The sequence below is a fragment of the Roseixanthobacter finlandensis genome, from assembly GCF_043195105.2.
In the GTDB taxonomy this organism is placed as follows: Bacteria; Pseudomonadota; Alphaproteobacteria; order Rhizobiales; family Xanthobacteraceae; genus NCEH01.
Window position 1 is genome coordinate 5,067,047 of the sequence record NZ_CM195536.1, and the last position, 20,040, is coordinate 5,087,086.

Sequence of the window (20,040 nt, forward strand, 5' to 3'; positions counted from 1 at the left end):
TCAACCGACCCGGAAAAACCTTCCGTTACCTCGCACCAGCCCGTGACACGCGCATGACGCGTTGCAGCATAAGGGCTTGTGCGACCGGCCCCGAGGTGTGGGGGAAACGCGGGAAAAGTCTTTGCCGGGTCAGGCCGGAGGCCTCACGCGACGCCGAGCCGCCGGCAGATCAGGTCCAATTGGTCGAGGTCGCCATAGCGGATGCGCAGTTCGCCCGCCTCGCCTTTGGCCTGAAGGCTCACGGCCAGCCCGAGCGCATCCGTGAGGCGCTTTTCCAGCGCGCGGGTGTCGGCATCCTTGGGCGCCGGGGCGGGCTTGGGCGCCGGCACGGACGACAGCGCCTCCCGCACCTTGCCCATGGCCTCCACGTCGCGCACGCTCAGGCCCTTTTCCACCACGTCGCGGGCGATGGCCTCGGGATCTTCGTGCGCGAGGAGCGCGCGGGCGTGGCCGGCGGAGAGGCGGCCTTCGGCGAGATAGGCCTTCACGCTCTCGGGAAGCTTCAGCAGCCGCAAGGTGTTGGTGATGTGGGAGCGGCTCTTGCCGATGACCTTGGAAAGATCGAGCTGGGTATAATCGAACTGCGCCATCAGGGCTTCGTAGCCGAGGCCCTCTTCCACCGGGTTCAAATCGGCGCGCTGCACATTCTCGATGATGGCGATTTCCAGCGCCTCGCGGTCGGTGAGCTCCAGCACCACCACCGGCACCTCGTGCAGGCCGGCGCGCTGGGCCGCGCGCCAGCGCCGCTCGCCGGCAACGATCTCGAAGCTGCCGGGATGGTCCGCCACTGGCCGCACCACGATGGGCTGGATGATGCCCTTCTCGCGGATCGAACTCGCCAGATCGTCCAGCCCCTCTTCCAAGAAGGTGCGGCGGGGGTTGCGCGGATTGGCGCGCACGAATTCGATCGGCACCTTGCGGGTACCGGCACTCTTCTGGCTGGGCGCAGGACGGGTATCGTCCTGCCCCATGTCGCCGATCAAAGCCGCGAGCCCCCGGCCGAGCCGCGAGCGGCCTTCTTCCGCCATGTCCTTCTTCCCCATTGGAACGCGCCGCCTCAGGCTGCGACCGCGCGGGCGGCCCGCTCGCGCTGGATGACTTCGGAGGCCAGCCGCAGATAGGCCTGCGAGCCCGCGCATTTCAGATCATAGAGCAGCACCGGCTTGCCATAGGACGGCGCCTCCGAGACCCGCACATTGCGCGGGATCACGGTCTCGTAAACCTTGTCGCCCATGAATTGGCGCACATCCGCCACCACCTGCTCGGACAGATTGTTGCGCGCGTCGTACATGGTCAGCACGATGCCGTGGATGGTGAGATCGGGATTGAGGGCGGTGCGCGCCTGCTCCACCGTCTTCAGCAATTGGGAGAGGCCTTCCAGCGCGAAGAACTCGCATTGCAGCGGCACCAATATGGCGTGCGCCGCCGCCATCGCATTCACCGTGATGAGCGAGAGCGAGGGCGGGCAGTCGATCAGGACATAGGTGAATTTCGGCGCCGCCGGGTCGTTGACCATGTCGCGCAGGGCATTGCGCAGGCGAAACGCGCGGTCGCGCTCATTGGCGATTTCCAGCTCCAGGCCCGAGAGGTCGAGCGTGGAAGCCGCCACGAACAGCGAGGGAACGCCGGTATCGACGATCGCCTGCGCCATGGTCGCTTCCCCGCTGAGCACGTCATAGGTGGACAGCTTGCGCCGGCCGCGATCGATGCCGAGCCCGGTGGAGGCATTGCCTTGGGGATCGAGATCCACCACCAGCACGCTCTCGCCGATGGCGGCAAGGGCGGTGCCGAGATTGATGGCGGTGGTGGTCTTGCCCACCCCGCCCTTCTGGTTCGCCAGCGCCAGGATGCGCGGCGTGACGCCGCCGACGATGGGGGCGGTGACGGAATGATCAGTCATGTGCGCTTCCGCGTAGGTGTCCGCCGGGGACGGCCGGGGACGGGACCGCTTTGAGGGCGCGCGTCACAACCAGGATCTTCCCGTGGGGATCGCTGAGGCTGTCGCGCAGTTCGAGGTCGAGTGTCCAGTCTTTGCGGGCTTCGGTCAATTCGCGCTGCCAATCCTTGCCCTTGGGAAATATCCCGATGGCGCCGGCCGCGAAAAACGGCGCGGCAAGCGCCAGCAATTTCGGCAGCGGCGCGAGCGCACGGGCGGAAACCACGTGTTTTCCAGGCGCCAACGCCTCCGCCACCTGCTCGATGCGCTGGGGATGCACGCTCACCGGCAGATCGGCGAGCCGCGCCGCTTCCCGCAGGAAGGCGGACTTGCGGCTGTCGCTCTCCACCAGATCCACATGGCCGCCGTCCCGCTCCGCCAGCACCGCCGCGACCACGAGACCGGGAAATCCGCCGCCGGACCCAAGATCCACCCAGGCGCGAACATCATTGCTCACATGGGTCATAAGTTGCAGGGAATCGGCGATATGGCGCGTCCACAGCTCCGGGATGGTGGCGGGGGAAACGAGATTTATCGTTTTCTGCCATTTGGTTAGCAGGTTCGCGATGGTTTCCAGCCGGGAAAATGTTTCACGTGAAACATTTTGCGCGATCGCCGCCTTGGCCGAATCCGAAGAGTTTCTCATGCGCTTTTCGTGCCCATTTCCGCGGCTTTATCGCACGTGAAACCGCAGATTCGGCAGTACGTTTTTCGCCGAAATGGGCGCGCCGCGGTTTTGGGCCAGGTTACGGGTTACGTTCCCCAGGATTCACACCGGGATTTCCGGAACGGCAAGGAGAAAGGCCCTTGCCGACGCCGGAAGCGTACCGCTCCCCCGACGCTTCCCTCTGTGGAAGAGGGAGTGAGGGCCAAAGGGCGATTCGCCGCACCCTTCCCTGCCGCTCCGTCCATCCTCAACCGACCGCCTGCTCCACGCCCGCGATCACAGCCCCGCTCCCCGACACCGCCCCTTGCCGCCGGGCATAGGTCACCAGCAGCGCGAGCGCGGCCGGGGTCATGCCCTCCATGCGGCCGGCCTGGCCGATGGTGCGCGGGCGCACATGGGCGAGCTTGTGCTTCAGCTCGTTGGAGAGGCCCGGCAGCGGCGCATAGTCCAGCGCCTCGGGCAGGATCAGATCCTCGTCGCGCCGCAAGGTGGCGATATCCGCCGCCTGGCGATCCAGATAGACGGCATATTTCGCGTCGATCTCCAATTGCTCGGCAATCGCCGGGCTCAGATCGGAGAATTCCGGCCAGATGCGCGCCACCTGCTCCAGGCCGATGTCCGGATAGGCCAAAAGATCGAAGGCGCTGCGGCGCTGGCCGTCCTTGTTCACGTTCAGCCCAAACGCCGCCGCTTCATTGGGCGTGACGTTCAGCGCGCGGGCGCGATCGCGCGCGCCGTCAAGCGCCGCCATCTTGGCGGAAAACTGAGCCGCCCGCTCCGCCCCCACGAGGCCGAGCGCCAGGCCCCGCGCGGTGAGCCGCTGGTCGGCATTGTCAGCGCGCAAGGTGAGGCGATATTCGGCGCGCGAGGTGAACATGCGATAAGGCTCGGTCACGCCGCGCGTGACGAGATCGTCCACCATCACGCCGAGATAGCCCTCGGCCCGGTCGATCACGATGCCCTCGCCCGCCTCGCCCGCCTCCCCTGCCCCGCTGCCCGCCTGCCCGGCGCGCCGCGCGGCATTCAGCCCGGCGAGCAGGCCCTGGGCGGCGGCTTCCTCATAGCCCGTGGTGCCGTTGATCTGGCCGGCGAGAAACAAGCCGCCCGCGCGCTTCGCCTCCAAGGTGGGGGCAAGCTCGCGCGGGTCCACATGGTCATATTCGATGGCATAGCCCGGCCGCAGCACCTCGACCCGCTCCAGGCCGGGAATGGTGCGCAGGAAGAGGTGCTGTACCTCTTGGGGGAGCGAGGTGGACATGCCGTTGGGATAGATGGTCGGATCGTCCAGGCCCTCGGGCTCCAGGAAGACCTGGTGGCCGTCGCGATCGCCGAAGCGCACCACCTTGTCCTCGATGGACGGGCAATAGCGCGGCCCGGTGCTCTCGATGCGGCCGGAATACATGGCCGAGCGCGAGAGGTTCGCGCGGATCACATCGTGCGTCTCTTGCGTGGTGCGGGTGATGCCGCACTTTACCTGCGGATTGGGCAGGCGGGTGGTGAGGCTGGAGAACGCCTCCGGCGGTTCGTCGCCGTCCTGCATCTCCAGGCCCGCCCAATCAATGGTGCGGCCATCGAGGCGCGGCGGCGTGCCCGTCTTCAACCGGCCGAGCACGAGGCCGAGGCGCTTCAGCGTGCCGGAGAGCCCGAGCGCGGGCTTCTCCCCCATGCGACCGGCGGGGATCTGCACCTCGCCCATATGGATCAGGCCATTGAGGAACGTGCCGGTGGTGAGCACCACGGCGCCGCAGGAGAAAGCGCGGCCATCCCCCAGCAGCAGGCCGGCGACGCGCCCGCCCGCGAGAATCAAATCGTCCGCCTCGCCTTCGAGGATCGTGAGATTTTCCTGTGCCGCAAGCGCCTGTTGCATGGCGCGGGCGTAGAGCTTGCGGTCGGCCTGGGCGCGCGGGCCGCGCACGGCGGGGCCCTTGCGGCGATTAAGCACGCGAAACTGAATGCCGCCTTGGTCCGCCACCCGGCCCATGAGCCCGTCCAGCGCATCGATCTCGCGCACCAGATGGCCCTTACCGAGCCCGCCGATGGCGGGATTGCACGACATGGCGCCGATGGTCGCCGCGCTATGAGTAACAAGCGCGGTGCGGGCGCCCAGGCGCGCCGCAGCCGCCGCCGCCTCGCAGCCCGCATGGCCGCCGCCGACCACCATCACATCGAACCGGAATTCCAGCTTGCTCATTCGCATCTCGTGGCCCAAGGGCCGTGGGCGGGGACGCCGCCGTATTTTTTGGATTGGAGAGACAGGAACGGCACTTTCGCGGCGGGGTCAAGGCGCCCGGAAAATGCGTGGCTGGACGTATGGGCCGGGCAGATGTTTCACGTGAAACATTTTGGGGCGATGGGCCCGCGCGCGAAGCGAAGGATTGCCGGCCTAGCGGCCACCGCCCGCGCTTTTCGAATGTTTCACGTGAAACATTCTCAGTGAGCGCCAAGCTTGTCGCCGGCTGAGCCCGCCGCTCCGCATGCCCGCCGGCCCGTGCGGAAAATGTTTCACGTGAAACATTTTGCTTGGAGGAGCCGACACGGTATCGGATCTGGACGGTCCGTTCCGCACCATCGCGCTGAGCTGGCCGACCCGGCGCAATATTAACGAGACATGCGGAAGACGGCGGCCACCGAAGTCTCCCCCCAAGCATCGGAATGTTTCACGTGAAACATTTTGCGGAAGGACACACACAGCGTCGGATCTGCGCTGTCCGCTCCGCGCGACATCGCACATGGCTGCCCTCCGCCTCGATATAATAGGGTGATCTCTCCAAACGCGGCATGCCCCAGCGCTCTCGCCTGGGGGGCCACAGCAGCGAGAACGGCACAGGCTGGTTTTTATTCCGCAGGCACCGGCCATGGGCGCGAGGCGGGACGAATGTTTCACGTGAAATATTTTGAGGCGGATGGCCCGCCGAATGATCGGGACTGCGCGATACCTCGTCTGCGCCAGCTATGCCGGGCACCGCCAACACGATATGCGCGATGGTTTCTGATGCCCCGCCCTCTCGCCGACAGGCGCCTGATCCTCGGCATCGCCAATACTGGTTCCACCGGCGACAACCTCCTTCCATCCTGATCCACCACAGGCGGGGGATGGAGCGGATGTTTCACGTGAAACATTCCAGGGCCTGATAAGGCGCCTTGCATTTCGTTTCGTGCACCGGTCCGCGAAAATGCTTCACGTGAAACATTTTACTCAAGCGGCGCGACGCGCGTTCGCAGGCGCACGACCCCCTGCGCGCGACATTGCGCGATCCTGAGTGCCTCGCCGGAGACCACGCAGGTTCCCCGAACGCCGCCGCACCACAACGCTTCCCCTCAGAGCACATAGGCGGGCGGAATGGCCGGGCGAAGTCCGCGAAAATGTTTCACGTGAAACATTCTGCGGCATGCAAGCGGGCGATCTTTCGCAGACCCTCGCGGCCGTCTGACTTCAAAAGCCAATCGACCGGGATTGACGAGCGGATATGGAGCGGCACGCTGTTCCTGCGCACCTCACGGCCCGCGAGGCCCCTGCCTGCCTGACGGCGGGGGATTACCGCGACCCGCTGCCGCCACGTTTCCTTTTCATCTCGGCCCGCTCAGCCACAACCGGGGACGCGGAATGTTTCACGTGAAACATTCTGCGAGGGCCCGTGGGCCATCGCCTCTGCCGGCTTCTTTTTCGCGATTTGCCAGGGGTGACGAACGACGGCTTTCGGCGGTGGCTTTGGGCCGCGTACCGCTTCGCTGAATGGCGATGATCCCGCCTCCTGGCGTCGCGATGGTGGGACCGCACGCCAACCGGGTCCGCCGCGATCGACCTTTCATCCGGCCCCGCTTCGTCACGACCGAGTGGAATGTTTCACGTGAAACATTCCAGGTGGACCAGAGGCAATCGCGATTGTTTTCACCGGGGCCAGGCGCCGCAGTCGACAATGTTTCACGTGAAACATTTTCTGATCAGCGCAGAAGGGCCGCCGACGCGAGGCTCACCGACAGGGCCAGATCCGCCGCACCGCGTCCGCCGGTTCTCACTTTCGGCAAGAGGAGCGGCGAAGGCGAGCCGGCCGGCTCATTCACCCGCATCGCGCAAAATGTTTCACGTGAAACATTGCGCCTCCGCGCCTCGCCCCGCGCGTCACTTGCCGATGCAGAAAGTGCGGAACAGAGCGTCGAGAACGTCTTCCATGTCCACCCGCCCCACCAGAGCATCGAGCGCGCGGGCGGCGAGGCGCAAGTCTTCCGCAAGCAGGTCCTCGGCCAGCAGACCCTCGCCCCCGCCGTCCGCCCGTGCCAGCGCGCGATCGAGGTGCGCCAGCGCATCCTTAAGCGCGAGCCGCTGACGTTCGCGCGTGATCAGCGCAGGCTCCCCGCCCCCCAATTCCGCCGCCCGCGCCTCGATCAGAGCGATCAGTTCATCGATCCCCTGCCCCGTGGCGGCGGAAATCGCGAGCATCGTCGTGGCATCGCACGGCGCGGACGGTCCCTCTTCCGCCTGGTCGATCTTCGTGCGCACGGCGAGCGCGTGCGCGAGTTCCGGTGGAGGTGGGGCGCCCTCCTCGCTCAGCCACACCACCAGATCGGCCGAAGCGGCGCGGGCGCGGGCGCGGCGAATGCCTTCCGCTTCCACCTCGTCGTCGGTCTCCCGCAGGCCGGCCGTATCGATCAGCGTCACAGCCTGCCCGGCCAGCTCCAGATGCACCTCCAGCAGGTCGCGCGTGGTCCCGGGACGATGCGAAACGATGGCCGCCTCGCGCCCCGCAAGGCGGTTCAGCAAGGTGGATTTGCCCGCGTTCGGCGGGCCGGCGATGGCGATGGACAGCCCGTCGCGCACCATTTCCCCGCGCGCGCTGTCAGCGAGCGCCGCCGCCAATTCCTCCCGCAACAGGCCGGTTTCCAGCAGCGCCGGGCCGGTGAGATCCTCCGGGACGTCGTCCTCATCGGAAAAATCGATGGTGGCTTCCACCAGCGCGAGGGCGCGGATCAGCCGCGCGCGCCAGCCCGAGACGCGCCGCGACAGGACGCCGGAGGCTTGCGCCAAAGCCTGTCGGCGCTGGGCTTCGCTCTCCGCCGCGATGAGATCGCCGAGGCCTTCCACCTCGGCGAGGTCCATCTTGCCATTGGCATGGGCGCGGCGGGTGAATTCGCCCGGCTGCGCGGGGCGGAACCCATCGAGACCCGACAAGGTTGAAAGAACAGCGGCAACCACCGCGCGGCCGCCATGAAGGTGAAGCTCCAGGAGGTCTTCCCCCGTGGCGCTGCGTGGGCCTTCGAAGAACAGGACCAGCCCCCGGTCCAGCGCCTCCCCCGTCGGCGGCGCCCGCAAGATGGTGTAGGTCGCGTGCCGCGGCGCAGGCACCGTGCCGGCCAATGCCTGGGCTGCCGCGCGTGCGGAGGGGCCGGAAATGCGCACGAGCGCCACTCCCGAGGGCAAGCGCCCGCTGGACAAAGCGAAGATCGTGTCCGATGACCGCATCACGCACAGGCCTTGAAACTGGAGTTAGGACGATGACCGAAAACCGCCTCGGGTCCGAGACCAGTCCCTATCTGCTCCAGCATCAGGACAATCCCGTCCATTGGTGGCCGTGGGGCCCCGAAGCCTTCGCGGAAGCCCGCCGCACGGGAAAGCCGGTTCTGCTCTCCGTGGGCTATGCGGCCTGCCATTGGTGCCATGTCATGGCTCATGAAAGCTTCGAAAATCCCCTGGTGGCTGGCGTCATGAACGACCTGTTCGTGAACATCAAGGTGGATCGCGAGGAGCGGCCCGACGTGGACCAGATCTATATGGCCGCGCTCCAGCAGCTCGGCGAACAGGGCGGCTGGCCGCTGACCATGTTCCTGGACGGGGATGCAAAGCCATTCTGGGGCGGCACCTATTTTCCCCCCAATGCGAGCTATGGCCGCCCCGGCTTCACCAACGTGTTGCAACAGGTGTCCGAGGTCTATCGCGAGACGCCTGAAAAGATCGCCCATAATCGCGACGCCATCCTCGAACGGCTAGAGAAAGCGGCCCGTCCCCAGGGCGAGGTGGTGATCGGCCTTGCCGAGCTGGACCGGGCGGCGCAGCAGATCGCCGGCCTGTTCGACAAGGCCAATGGCGGCCTGCGCGGCGCGCCGAAATTTCCCCAGACCGGGCTGATGGAAATGCTCTGGCGCGCGGGCGAGCGCACGGGCGATGAAAAGCTGAAAGCCATCTGCGCCTTCACCCTCAATCGCATGTGCGAGGGCGGCATTTATGATCATCTCGGCGGCGGCTTCTCGCGCTACAGCGTGGATGAATATTGGCTCGTCCCGCATTTCGAGAAGATGCTTTACGACAACGCCTTGCTGCTGGAATTGCTCGCTCTCGCCCATCGGGAGACCGGCGACCCGCTGTTTCTCGCCCGCGCGCGCGAAACCGTCGGCTGGCTGGAACGGGAAATGCTGACCGACGGGGGCGCCTTCTGCGCCAGCCTGGATGCCGACAGCGAGGGCCATGAAGGCAAGTTCTATGTGTGGACCAAGGCCCAGATCGAAGAGGTTCTGGGTGCGGATGACGCCGAGTATTTTGCCCAATTCTATGATGTGACGCCGGGCGGAAACTGGGAAGCTGCCACAATTCTCAACCGCACCAAGGCCGGCGACGTGGCGGACGAGGACGAGGCGCGCCTTGCCCCGATGCGCGAAAAACTCCTCGCGGCGCGGGCGAAACGCGTGCGGCCGGGACGCGACGACAAGGTTCTGGCGGATTGGAACGGCCTGATGATCGCCGCCCTCGCCCGCGCCGGCGCGCTGCTGAACGAACCCGCCTGGATCGCCCTTGCCGCGCGCGCGTTCGCGGGCGTGGTGGAGCTCATGAGCGAGGGTGACCGGCTCGGCCATTCCTATCGCGCCGGCCGCACGCTTTTTCCCGGCCTTGCCAGCGATCTCGCCGCCATGGCGCGCGCCGGCATCGCCCTACATGAGGCAACCGGCGTCGGCGAACCGCTGAACCGCGCGGTGGCCTTTCTCACGGTGCTGGAGCGCCACCATCTGGATAGCGCCAGCGGCGCCTATTTCCTCACCGCCGACGATGCGGACGCTCTGGTCGTGCGGCCGCTCTCCACCATGGACGAGGCCCAGCCCAATTATAATGCGGTGGCCGCCGATGCCCTGGTGCGCCTCTCCGCTCTGGTGGGCGATGATGCCTTGCGCGAACGGGCCGACCGCATCCTGCGTGGGCTCTCGGCGGCGGCGGCCGGGAACGCGCTCGCCCATGGCGCGCTGCTCAATGCCATCGACACGCGCCTGCGGCTGGCGGAAATCGTCACCACCGGCGCGGCGGGGGAGGCCCTGGCGCAGGCGGGCTTGCGCCTGCCCTTCCTCGCGCGGGTCGTGATCCGCGCCGCCGAAGCCGATGATTTGCCCGCCGGCAGCCTTGCCCGCGCGCGCATGGAGAGCGCCCCGCCCTCCGGCGCGGCCTTCATCTGCGTCGAGGGACGCTGCACCCTGCCGATCACCGAGCCGGAGGCGATCGCGCCGGCTTTGCAGGCCGCGCGCGCCTGAAAAGAGGAAATTTCGGCGGCGGAAAAAGGGGATGCCTCTAAAATCGCTTCAGAAGGCGCATGACGGCGATTTCAAATCGGATGAAGAATGGGTCATCCGATCCTCGATTTTGCCGCACAAAGGCTTCTGAGAGGATCAACTTTTTCGCGAAACTCGGTTGTAAATGCCCGTTTAGCGGGCATTTACCCGCACGGGGACTCGCGGCACCGACGCCAGCAGATCCGCCCCCTGCGCGCGCACCGACGTGGGGCGCAGGAGATCGGCCATCAGCTGCTCCACCACCACCTGCCAGGAATACCAGGCGAGGTGCGATTGGCGATGCTGCGTTGCAGCATAAACCGCCGCATCCTCAAGGGCGCGGATCGCATCCGGCAGATCGCTCCTGCCGGAAAAATAGCACCCCGCCGAGCCGAGCACTTCACGCACCACGGGGATGTCGCGCGCGAGCACGGGAAGCCCGCGCGTCGCCGCTTCCAGGGGCGGCAATCCGAACCCCTCGGCCAACGAGGCAAACAGCAGCGCGTGGGCGCCGGCATAATGCGCCGCCACTTCGGCGTCCCCGAGGTCCTGATGCCAGAACAGCCGCTGCCCGAACCAGGGCGAGCCGCAGATGATCTCCAGCATGTCCTCGCTCATCCAGCCGCGACGGCCGATGATCACCAGCGGCCGGTCATAGCCCTCGCGCCAGAGCCTCTCGAACGCGGCGACGGCATCGCGATGGCCCTTCTTGGGCTCCACCGTGCCCACCATCAGCCAGGGCCGCCGCGCGAGAACGGCGCGCTGCGCATCGCTCAGCGCGGCGGAGATTGCGCCCTGCCCGTCCGTCGGATCAAAGCCATTATAGGCGATCGCGCCGCGGACCTCATGGCCGTGCCAGCGCGCGAAATCGCGCAGGTCGTTTAAAGTTTGGCCAGAGACCGCATAAAATTGTCCGCCCAGCGCCACGGCCTGGATCAGCGCGCGCTCAAATTTCAGTCGCCAGGGATGTTGATAGAAGGTCGGCATGAGCGCCGGCAGGATGTCGTGGACGAGAAACACGATCTCGGCTCCTGCGACGGATGCCCGCCGATAGGCGCTGAAATCCATCTCATGCCAGAAGCCGGCGCAGAACAGCACGTCGCCCGGCGCAAAGGGGATCGCCTCGCCCTGCACCGGCGCAGGTGCGAGGGCGGCGCGTGCCGCTGGGACAAGCCGCTCCATCGTTCGAGAAAGGGCCGCGCTGCCGCGCTTCAGCGGCGCCGCTGGCACCAGGGCTGCCAGAAGATTGCCGCCCGCAGACAGCACGCGGCTGCCATAGCGCAATACTTCAAGGCCTGTACCGATGGCCATGCGAACCGCCAGAGGCGGTTTGGGCGGCTTTTGCGGAACGCCGATGAGCGGTGCCAGCCGGCGCGTGAAACCGCCGTCGGCGGTGCATTCCACCAGATCGAACCCGACGCCCGCCTCTGCGGCGAAGCGCGCGCCATGGGCGGCATATTGCGCCAGCACCCGGTGGATGCCGAGCGGCGCCGGATCGGGCTTCACGAACGATGTGTCCAGCAGCACCCGCCGCACCAAGGGTCGATGCCGGGCATGGTCCTGCTGGATCACCGGATCAGGCATCGAACTGCATTCCTCACGATCGATGCACCGCCCGGCGCATCAGCCCATGGCGGCATCATTCGCACGGATCGGGATAAATCTTGCTCGGGTAGCGGGCATGGCCACAAAAAAAATCAGCCGCAGGCGGTGCGGCTGATTTTCACATTTCCTCGGAAATTCCCCGATCAGGTATTCCTGGGTCGGGTATTCCTGGATCAAGTGTTCATGGAATCGAAGAAATCCTGGTTCGTCTTGGTCTGGCGCAATTTGTCCATGAGGAATTCGATGGCGTCCACCGTGCCCATGGGATTGAGGATGCGCCGCAGGACGTACATCTTCTTGAGCACGTCGGCGGGAACCAGAAGTTCTTCCTTGCGGGTGCCGGAGCGCGTGATGTCGATTGCGGGGAACACCCGCTTGTCGGACACCTTGCGGTCCAGGATGACTTCCGAATTGCCGGTGCCCTTGAACTCTTCGAAGATCACTTCGTCCATGCGCGAGCCGGTATCGATGAGCGCGGTCGCGATGATGGTGAGCGAGCCGCCTTCCTCGATGTTACGCGCCGCGCCGAAGAAGCGCTTGGGCCGCTGGAGGGCGTTGGCATCCACACCGCCGGTCAGAACCTTGCCGGAGGAGGGGACCACCGTATTGTAGGCGCGGCCGAGGCGGGTGATGGAATCCAGCAGGATCACCACGTCGCGGCCATGTTCCACGAGGCGCTTGGCCTTCTCGATCACCATTTCGGCGACCTGGACATGGCGCGAGGCCGGCTCGTCGAAGGTGGAGGAGATCACCTCGCCCTTCACCGAGCGCTGCATGTCAGTGACTTCTTCCGGCCGCTCGTCGATGAGCAGCACGATGAGGAAGCATTCCGGATGATTGGCGGTGATGGACTTGGCGATATTCTGCAGCAGCACCGTCTTGCCGGTGCGCGGCGGTGCCACGATCAGCCCGCGCTGGCCTTTGCCGATGGGCGAGACGATGTCGATGATGCGCGCCGAATAGTCTTTCTTGGACGAATCCTCGAATTCCAGCTTCAGGCGCTCGTCGGGATAGAGCGGCGTCAGATTGTCGAAATTAATCTTGTGCCGGGTCTTCTCGGGGTCTTCGAAATTAATCGTATTGACCTTGAGAAGCGCGAAATAGCGTTCGCCCTCCTTGGGGCTGCGGATCTGGCCGTTGACCGTATCGCCGGTCCGCAGGCCGAAGCGGCGGATCTGGGAGGGCGAGACATAGATGTCGTCCGGGCCGGGCAGATAATTGGCGTCGGGCGAGCGCAGGAAGCCGAAGCCGTCCTGGAGCACTTCGACGACGCCCTCGCCGATAATCTCGGTTTCGCTGGCGGCGAGTTGTTTCAAAATCGCGAACATCAGCTCCTGCTTGCGCAGGGTGCTCGCGTTTTCGACCTCGTTTTCTTCAGCGAAGGCGAGCAGTTCGACGGGGGTTTTGGACTTGAGATCCTGGAGTTTCACTTCCCGCATATGGGAAAGCCTCGAAATCTTGAATTGGGCCGGCGGCTTCGTGAACCAAAGCCGGGCAGATGGAAGGGGCGGGGAATCGCAGATCTTCAGGAAACACCGGGATACCGGGATCTCACCTGACGTTCCGTGTTGGCCCCATGACGTGGCCATAAAAACGAAACGCGCGCTGCCTGCGTTTAGGAAAGCCTGAGAACAATACCGGAATCGTAGGCCTTTATGCAAGCCCCGTCGAAGCCTGCCGGCTCATCAAAAGGGCTTAAGGATCACCAGGATCACGATGCCGATCATCAGGAGCGTCGGTACCTCGTTGGCGATACGGTAGAATTTGGCGCTGCGGATGTTGCGGTCCTCGGCGAACGCCCTTGTCCATTTCGCGCATTCCCCGTGGAAAGCGGACAAGGCGAGCACCAGAACCAGCTTCGCGTGCAGCCAGGGCGCGGAAATCCAGCCGCCCTCATAGATCAGGAAACCGCCTGCCAGCCAGGTCACGATCATGGCCGGGTTGGAAATCGCCTTCAGCAGGCGGCGTTCCATGACCTTGAACGTCTCCGATTGGACCGAGCCCTTCGGCGCGTCGCAATGGTAGACGAACAGGCGTGGCAGATAGAACAGCGAGGCCATCCAGGCGATGACCGCCATCACATGCAGCGCCTTGATCCAGAGATAGAGCATCTCAGCGTCCGCCTCGAACAGCTTTTGTGCACCGGAAGATCACAGGCTTATCCGCACCTTTTCCACAAGGTTTTCCACATGCGCGATGGGGGTCTCCGGCTTGATGCCGTGGCCCAGGTTGAAGATGTGCCGCGCGCCCTGAAAATCCTTGCGGATATTGAAGATTTCCTCATCCAGCTGCGCCCCTCCGGCGATCAGCCGCAGCGGGTCCAGATTGCCCTGGAGCGCCACTTTATCCCCAAGCCGTGCCCGCGCAACATGCCGATCCGCGCTCCAGTCGAGCCCGATGCCGTTGAGGCCGATCCCGTTGGCGTCCGGGGCCGCCAGCTTCTCCAGCGCCTCCATGCTCGCGCCCTTGGGGAACGAGATGATGCGCGCGCCGGGATGCACCGCCCGCACCCCCGCGACGATCCGCGCCAGGGGTTTCGCGCACCAGCGCTCGAACGAAGCCGGATCGAGCACGCCGGACCAGGTGTCGAAAATCTGCACCGCGTCGGCACCGGCGGAAATCTGCCCGTTCAGATGCGCGATGGACATCTCCACCAGCACGTCGATCAGTGTCTGGAACAGCGCGGGATCGCGCAGCGCGAGCAAACGCGCCGGCCCCTGATCGTCGGTGCCTTGCCCGGCCACCATATAGGTCGCAACCGTCCAGGGCGCGCCACAGAAGCCGATCAGCGCGATTTCACGGGGCAGGGCCGCTTTCACCAGCGAAAGCGCCTCATAGACCGGCTGGACGCGATCCGGGTCGAGCGTTCCGCGCAGCGCCGCAACGCCCGCGCCGCTGGTCACAGGTTCCAGCCGCGGCCCCTCGCCGGCTTCGAAGCGCACATCCACCCCGAGCGCATGGGGAATGACCAGAATGTCGGAAAAAATGATCGCCGCATCGAAGGCGAAGCGCCGGATCGGCTGGAGCGTCACCTCGGCGGCGAGCTTGGGCGTGTAGCACAAGGTGAGGAAATCGCCGGCCGTCGCACGAACGGCACGGTACTCGGGCAGATAGCGCCCGGCTTGCCGCATCATCCAGAGCGGAGGGATCGCCTGGGGCACGCCATCGAGCACGGCGAGAAAGGGGGAAGGCTGCGCCGCGCTGTTCGTCATCCCGCTCCAACTATCTAAAAAGGAATCTTATTTAAGAGAGAGTCTTTTATGTCTTAACGGTTGATTAACTATTCGCAGCGCCGTCGACAACCGGTCCACAGGCTGACACGTCCGCGCACCCTGTCCGGTGAGCCGGCCAACAATCGTTAACAAAAGGTAAATCGCCCCGCGCCGGGAGATATCCCCACAAGCCCACAGAGGGTGCCTGTGAGTCAGTCCCCACGGGTTCAATTGTGGACGACGATCCCCATGACTCTTTCGCCGGCCTTGCATGACCCCCTTGGGCGTGCGTTTCTGCACCAACCGTCCACAGGCCGGTGGATAAGTGGCAGGATATGACGTGACGGCACCGCGCGTTCCCAATGAGAGCTATTTCCATCTGCACTTGGTCTCGGATGCCACCGGCGAGACGCTGATCAATGTCGGCCGTGCCGCCTGCGCCCAATATGCCAATGTGCTGCCGATCGAGCATGTGTACCCGCTCGTGCGCTCCATGAAGCAGCTGGAGCGGGTGCTGATCGACATCGAGAACAATCCCGGCATCGTGCTCTACACGCTGGTGGACAAGGAAGTCCGCGAGCGGCTGAAGGAGCGCTGCCGGGAACTCGGCGTGCCCTTCCTCTCGGTTCTGGCGCCGGTGGTGCAGATGTTCCAATCCTATCTGGGCGGCGAGCCGCAGCCGCGCGTGGGTGGGCAGCACGCGCTGGATGCCACCTATTTCAAGCGCATCGACGCGCTCAATTTCACCGTCATGCACGACGACGGCCATATGACCGACGATCTGGAGCTGGCGGACGTGGTGCTGCTTGGCGTGTCGCGCACGTCCAAGACGCCCACCTCCATCTATCTCGCCAATCGCGGCATCAAGACCGCGAATATCCCTCTCGTGCCCAATGTGCCTTTGCCGCCGGGGCTGGAACGGCTGAAAAAGCCGCTGATCGTCGGCCTCGTCGCCAGCGCGGAACGGATCGTGGAGATCCGCCAGAACCGCCTTCTGGGGCTGAATGCCGCGAGCCCGAACACCGCTTATGTGGATCGCGAGGCGGTGTCCGAGGAACTGGCTCTCTCGCGCCGCCTGTGCGCGCGCCATGGCTGGCCGCTGATCGACGTGTCGCGCCGCTCCATCGAGGAAACGGCGGCCGCCATCATCGGCCATCTTTCCGAGCGCCGCCGCCGCTCCATCGTGGAAACCTGAGCGGACGGACCGGCCCATGACTCTCTGGCGCGGTACTCTCTGGCGCGGCCCTTCTCCCCTCGCGCTCGCTTCGCGCAGCATCACCCGGCGCGCCCTGCTGGAAGCCGCCGGCCTGCCGGTGGAACTGGTGGACGGCGAGGTGGACGAGCGCGCCATCGAGGCGGCGGCGCCCGCCTGCGAGGCCGGGCCGGACGATGTCGCCCGCATGCTCGCCCGCGCCAAGGCGTTCGCGGGCGCCCGGTGCGTGGATGCGGATCGCCTGGTGGTCGGTGCCGACCAGACCCTGGCGCTGGCTGGCGAGGTGTTTCACAAGCCGAAGGACCGCGCGAGCGCCCGTGCCCAGCTCTCCCGCCTCGCCGGCCGCACCCACGCCCTGCATTCCGCCGTGGCGGTGGTGCGGGACGCGGAAGTGGTGTTCGAGACCGTCCAGACCGCCCGTCTCACCATGCGCGCCCTCTCCGATACCGCGCTCGACGCCTATCTCGACGCCGCGGGGCCTGCCGTGCTCGCCAGCGTCGGCGGCTATCAGCTGGAAGGGCTGGGCGTGAATTTGTTCGCGGCCATCGAGGGCGATCATTTCACCATTCTCGGCCTGCCGCTCCTGCCGCTGCTGGGATTCCTGCGCGACGAGGGCGTTTTGCTGTGAGCGTGAAACTGTGCATCAGCGGCCATCCGGTGGCCTATTCCCGCTCGCCCATGCTCCATGGCTATTGGCTGGAAAAGCACGGTCTTTCCGGCACCTATGGCCGCGAGGACGTGCCGCCGGAGGACGCCGCCGCGTTCTATGCGGATTTCGCCGCGCGCGGCTATGCCGGTGGCAATGTGACCGCGCCAAATAAGGAAATCGCCTTTCGCGCGGTCGTCGAGGCGGACGAGACCGCTCGCGCGCTCGGGGCGGTGAATACGCTCTGGTTCGAGGATGGGCGTCTCCACGGCGGCAATACCGACGTCTATGGATTTATGGCCAATCTCGATGCCGGCGCGCCGGGCTGGGACACGAGCGGCGGCCCGGTGCTGGTGCTCGGCGCGGGTGGGGCCGCGCGGGCCATCGTTTATGGCTTGCTGTCGCGCGGCGTGGAGAAGCTCTGGCTCGCCAATCGCACGCTCGACCGCGCGCAGGCGCTGGCGGACCAGTTCGGGCCGCGGGTGGTGCCGATTTCCCTTGGTGAGATCGCCGCGCCCTTGGCGGATGCGGCTTTGCTGGTGAACACCACCTCGCTCGGCATGAAGGGCCATCCGCCGCTGGAGCTCGATTTTTCGCCCCTGAAAACCGAGGCGGTGGTGACGGATGCGGTCTATGTGCCGCTGGAGACGCCCTTGCTGAAGGCGGCGCGGGCGCGCGGCCATCGCATCGTGGACGGTCTCGGCATGCTGCTGCACCAGGGCGTGCCCGGCTTCGAGCGCTGGTTCGGCGTGCGCCCGCAGGTGGATGCGCCCTTGCGTGAGCTCATCGTCGCGGACCTGCGCGCCAAGGGCCAACTGGAGGCCTGATCTCATGTGGATTCTCGGCCTCACCGGCTCCATCGGCATGGGAAAATCCGCCACCGCCGGCCTGTTCCGGGCGGAAGGCGTGCCGGTGTATGACGCCGATGCCGCCGTGCATGCGCTTTATCGCGGGGAGGCCGTCGCGCCGGTGGAAGCCGCCTTTCCCGGCGTGACGCGGGACGGTGTCATCGATCGCCCGGCCCTGTCCGCCCGCGTGCTGGGCGATGCGGCGGCGATGAAGCGGCTGGAAGCGATCGTCCATCCCCTGGTGCGGGCGCAGGAGATGGCGTTTCTCGCCAAGGCCCGTGCCGCCGGGGCGCGGCTGGTGGTGCTGGATATTCCTTTGCTGTTCGAGACCGGCGGCGAACGGCGGGTGCATGCGGTCGCGGTGGTGAGTGCGCCGGCGGCGGTGCAAAAGAGGCGGGTGCTGGAGCGCTCCGGCATGACGCCGGAGCGGTTTGAGGCCATTCTGGCCAAGCAGCTGCCTGATTCGCTAAAGCGCGCCCGCGCTCATTTCCTGATCGATACTGGGCGCGGGTTCGACAGCGCCCGGCATCAGGTGCGCGGCATCGTGCGCGCACTGAGCGGGCCGGGCCGGCGGCCGCAGGTGCGGGATTGAACGGAAAAGACCATGCGGGAAATCGTCCTCGACACCGAAACCACCGGCCTCGACGCCAATAAGGACGACCGGCTGGTGGAAATCGGCTGCGTGGAGATGGTCAACCGCATCCTCACGGGCACGGTGTTCCACGTCTATATCAATCCGGAACGCGACATGCCGACGGAGGCGTTCAACGTCCATGGCCTGTCCGCGGACTTCCTGTCCGACAAGCCGAAATTCGCCGAGGTGGCGGACGCGTTTTTGGACTTCATCGCCGACGACACGCTGGTGATCCATAATGCGGCGTTCGACATCGGCTTTCTGAATGCCGAACTGACCCGCTCCGGCCGGACCGTCATCGCCCGCGACCGGGTGATCGATACGCTCGCTTTGGCCCGCCGCAAGCATCCCGGCGCCCAGAACAGCCTCGACGTGCTGATGAATCGCTATGGCATCGACAGCTCGCGCCGGGTCAAGCATGGCGCCTTGCTGGATGCCGAGTTGCTGGCGGAAGTTTATAGTGAATTGCTGGGCGGCCGGCAGGCCATGCTGGTCGGGCTGGTGGAGGAAAGCGGCAATGCCGCGCCGCGCCTGGTGGCCGACACGGTGATCGCCGCCCGCGCCCGCCCGGTGCCGCTGGCGCCCCGCCTGACGCAGGAAGAGCACGCGATCCATCGCGCCTTCATCGCGCAGATGGGCGACAAAGCCTTGTGGGCGCAATATCTCGTGGATGAAGTGCGGGCCGAAGAGGCCGCGCAGGGCTGAAGCTCCCGGCCTCCGGCAGCGTGCGAACCCCCTCACCCGGCCGTTGCACGGCCGACCTCTCCCCCACGGGGAGAGGTGGAGCGTTCTCGAAGGGAAGTTTTGGGAGTGCCTTGAATCGTCGGTAATCCCCCTCTCCCCGCCGGGGAGAGGGTTGGGGTGAGGGGCCGCCGCGATCAGCGAAAGCCCGCACCCCGCGTGGAAAAACCTCAGGCCTGGCCGACCGGCTGGAGGCGCTGGGCTTCGGCCATCATGCGCTGCTGGTACAGGCTGGCGAAGTCCACGGGATCGATCATCAGGGGCGGGAAGCCGCCGTTGCGCACCGCGTCCGCCACGATCTGGCGGGCGAACGGGAACAGCAGGCGCGGGCATTCGATCAGCACCACCGGCTGGAGGCTCTGCTCGGGAATGCCCTGGATGCGGAAGATGCCGCCATAGGTGAGGTCGAAGGCGAACATGGTGTTGCCCTGGACCGAGGCCTTGCCGTCCACCTTCAGCTCGACTTCGAACTCATTGTTCGCGAGCGGGCGGGCGTTGACATTGATCTGCACGCTCACGTCCGGCTGGCCGGTCGGGCTGGCCAGTGAATTCGGGGCGTTGGGATTCTCGAACGAGAGATCCTTGATATATTGTGCGAGGACATTGAGCGAAGGCGCCACATTGTCCGCCGGGCTGCCATTTTGAGTCGCCATGCTCGTCTCCCTTGAGGCTGGTCCTCGTCCCCATGCGAGGTGGCGGGTCGCTAGCATGCCTCAGGACCAGGGGCAAGGACACCAGCGGGGATGCACCATAGGCAACCCCGCTTATGACATGAGGAAGACCAGCATGAGCGAAACCGAAATCCGGGCATCGGCGCCGGCGGCGGCCCCAGGCAAGCCCCTCTCCCCGGCGGCGCAGCGCGCCCTGGCCGAGGCGGCGGAACGGCGCGCGGCGATCGACGCGGTGTCGAAGTCCATGCCGAAGGAGCTGAACGGGCGCGGCGGCACTGAGCCCGTGCGTTACGGGGATTGGGAAGTCGGCGGCATCGCCTCCGACTTCTGAGGCCGCAGATCC

The 20,040-nt window shown here is 65.9% G+C and carries 17 protein-coding genes; 7 read left to right on the forward strand and 10 right to left on the reverse strand.

What is annotated here, in order from left to right; translation table 11 throughout:
- Positions 1–143: 143 nt before the first annotated feature.
- From V5G24_RS23505 to mnmE, 5 genes are all read right to left on the reverse strand, one after another.
- Positions 144–1,028 (reverse strand): ParB/RepB/Spo0J family partition protein, encoded by an 885-nt coding sequence (locus V5G24_RS23505; RefSeq protein WP_394084174.1) that lies wholly within the window; start codon positions 1,026–1,028, stop codon positions 144–146.
- Positions 1,029–1,057: 29 nt separating this feature from the next.
- The gene (locus tag V5G24_RS23510; protein WP_394084176.1) at positions 1,058–1,900 is read right to left on the reverse strand and encodes a ParA family protein; all 843 of its coding nucleotides are present in this window, start codon (positions 1,898–1,900) and stop codon (positions 1,058–1,060) included.
- Positions 1,893–2,582, reverse strand: coding sequence for a 16S rRNA (guanine(527)-N(7))-methyltransferase RsmG (rsmG, locus tag V5G24_RS23515; RefSeq protein WP_394084178.1), 690 nt, complete (start codon positions 2,580–2,582; stop codon positions 1,893–1,895). The genes V5G24_RS23510 and rsmG overlap by 8 nt, the downstream gene beginning before the upstream one ends.
- Positions 2,583–2,850: 268 nt before the next feature.
- Positions 2,851–4,794, reverse strand: a complete 1,944-nt coding sequence (gene mnmG, locus V5G24_RS23520; RefSeq protein WP_394084180.1) for a tRNA uridine-5-carboxymethylaminomethyl(34) synthesis enzyme MnmG — start codon at positions 4,792–4,794, stop codon at positions 2,851–2,853.
- Between the two features lie 1,929 nt (positions 4,795–6,723).
- Positions 6,724–8,061: a tRNA uridine-5-carboxymethylaminomethyl(34) synthesis GTPase MnmE gene (gene mnmE, locus V5G24_RS23525; protein ID WP_394084182.1), complete on the reverse strand. Its 1,338-nt coding sequence runs from the start codon at positions 8,059–8,061 to the stop codon at positions 6,724–6,726.
- 32 nt (positions 8,062–8,093) lie between these two features.
- On the opposite strand from mnmE, the gene V5G24_RS23530 reads away from it, so the two are divergent.
- Positions 8,094–10,109 carry a thioredoxin domain-containing protein gene (locus tag V5G24_RS23530; protein WP_394084184.1) on the forward strand — a complete coding sequence of 672 codons (2,016 nt, stop codon included), beginning with the start codon at positions 8,094–8,096 and terminating at the stop codon, positions 10,107–10,109.
- A gap of 171 nt (positions 10,110–10,280) precedes the next feature.
- Here the strand turns inward: V5G24_RS23530 and V5G24_RS23535 are convergent, their stop codons facing one another.
- From V5G24_RS23535 to hemE, 4 genes are all read right to left on the reverse strand, one after another.
- Entirely contained in the window at positions 10,281–11,711 is a 1,431-nt protein-coding gene (locus tag V5G24_RS23535; RefSeq protein ID WP_394084186.1) for a glycosyltransferase family 4 protein, read from the reverse strand.
- A 194-nt stretch (positions 11,712–11,905) separates the two neighbouring features.
- Positions 11,906–13,171: a transcription termination factor Rho gene (rho, locus tag V5G24_RS23540; RefSeq protein ID WP_348845784.1), complete on the reverse strand. Its 1,266-nt coding sequence runs from the start codon at positions 13,169–13,171 to the stop codon at positions 11,906–11,908.
- Positions 13,172–13,417: 246 nt separating this feature from the next.
- Entirely contained in the window at positions 13,418–13,843 is a 426-nt protein-coding gene (gene hemJ, locus V5G24_RS23545) for a protoporphyrinogen oxidase HemJ (RefSeq protein ID WP_394084188.1), read from the reverse strand.
- Positions 13,844–13,882: 39 nt separating this feature from the next.
- A complete protein-coding gene (gene hemE / locus V5G24_RS23550) occupies positions 13,883–14,944 on the reverse strand; it encodes a uroporphyrinogen decarboxylase (RefSeq protein ID WP_394084190.1) in 1,062 nt (353 codons plus the stop codon).
- A gap of 340 nt (positions 14,945–15,284) precedes the next feature.
- On the opposite strand from hemE, the gene V5G24_RS23555 reads away from it, so the two are divergent.
- The 5 genes from V5G24_RS23555 to dnaQ are packed head-to-tail and all read left to right on the forward strand — an operon-like array spanning position 15,285 to position 18,990.
- Positions 15,285–16,139, forward strand: coding sequence for a pyruvate, water dikinase regulatory protein (locus V5G24_RS23555; RefSeq protein ID WP_394084192.1), 855 nt, complete (start codon positions 15,285–15,287; stop codon positions 16,137–16,139).
- Positions 16,140–16,155: 16 nt separating this feature from the next.
- The gene (locus tag V5G24_RS23560) at positions 16,156–16,785 is read left to right on the forward strand and encodes a Maf family protein (protein WP_394084194.1); all 630 of its coding nucleotides are present in this window, start codon (positions 16,156–16,158) and stop codon (positions 16,783–16,785) included.
- Positions 16,782–17,630 (forward strand): shikimate dehydrogenase, encoded by an 849-nt coding sequence (locus tag V5G24_RS23565; protein WP_394084196.1) that lies wholly within the window; start codon positions 16,782–16,784, stop codon positions 17,628–17,630. The genes V5G24_RS23560 and V5G24_RS23565 overlap by 4 nt, the downstream gene beginning before the upstream one ends.
- A 4-nt stretch (positions 17,631–17,634) precedes the next feature.
- A complete protein-coding gene (coaE, locus tag V5G24_RS23570; protein ID WP_394084198.1) occupies positions 17,635–18,243 on the forward strand; it encodes a dephospho-CoA kinase in 609 nt (202 codons plus the stop codon).
- 12 nt (positions 18,244–18,255) lie between these two features.
- Positions 18,256–18,990, forward strand: a complete 735-nt coding sequence (gene dnaQ, locus V5G24_RS23575) for a DNA polymerase III subunit epsilon (protein ID WP_394084200.1) — start codon at positions 18,256–18,258, stop codon at positions 18,988–18,990.
- Positions 18,991–19,196: 206 nt separating this feature from the next.
- Here dnaQ and secB read toward each other — a convergent pair whose 3' ends face one another.
- Positions 19,197–19,679, reverse strand: coding sequence for a protein-export chaperone SecB (gene secB, locus V5G24_RS23580; protein ID WP_394084202.1), 483 nt, complete (start codon positions 19,677–19,679; stop codon positions 19,197–19,199).
- 133 nt (positions 19,680–19,812) lie between these two features.
- Between secB and V5G24_RS23585 the strand changes: the two genes are divergently transcribed.
- Complete coding sequence (locus V5G24_RS23585; RefSeq protein ID WP_394084204.1) at positions 19,813–20,028, forward strand: DUF1674 domain-containing protein; 216 nt, start codon at positions 19,813–19,815, stop codon at positions 20,026–20,028.
- Positions 20,029–20,040 lie beyond the last annotated feature (12 nt).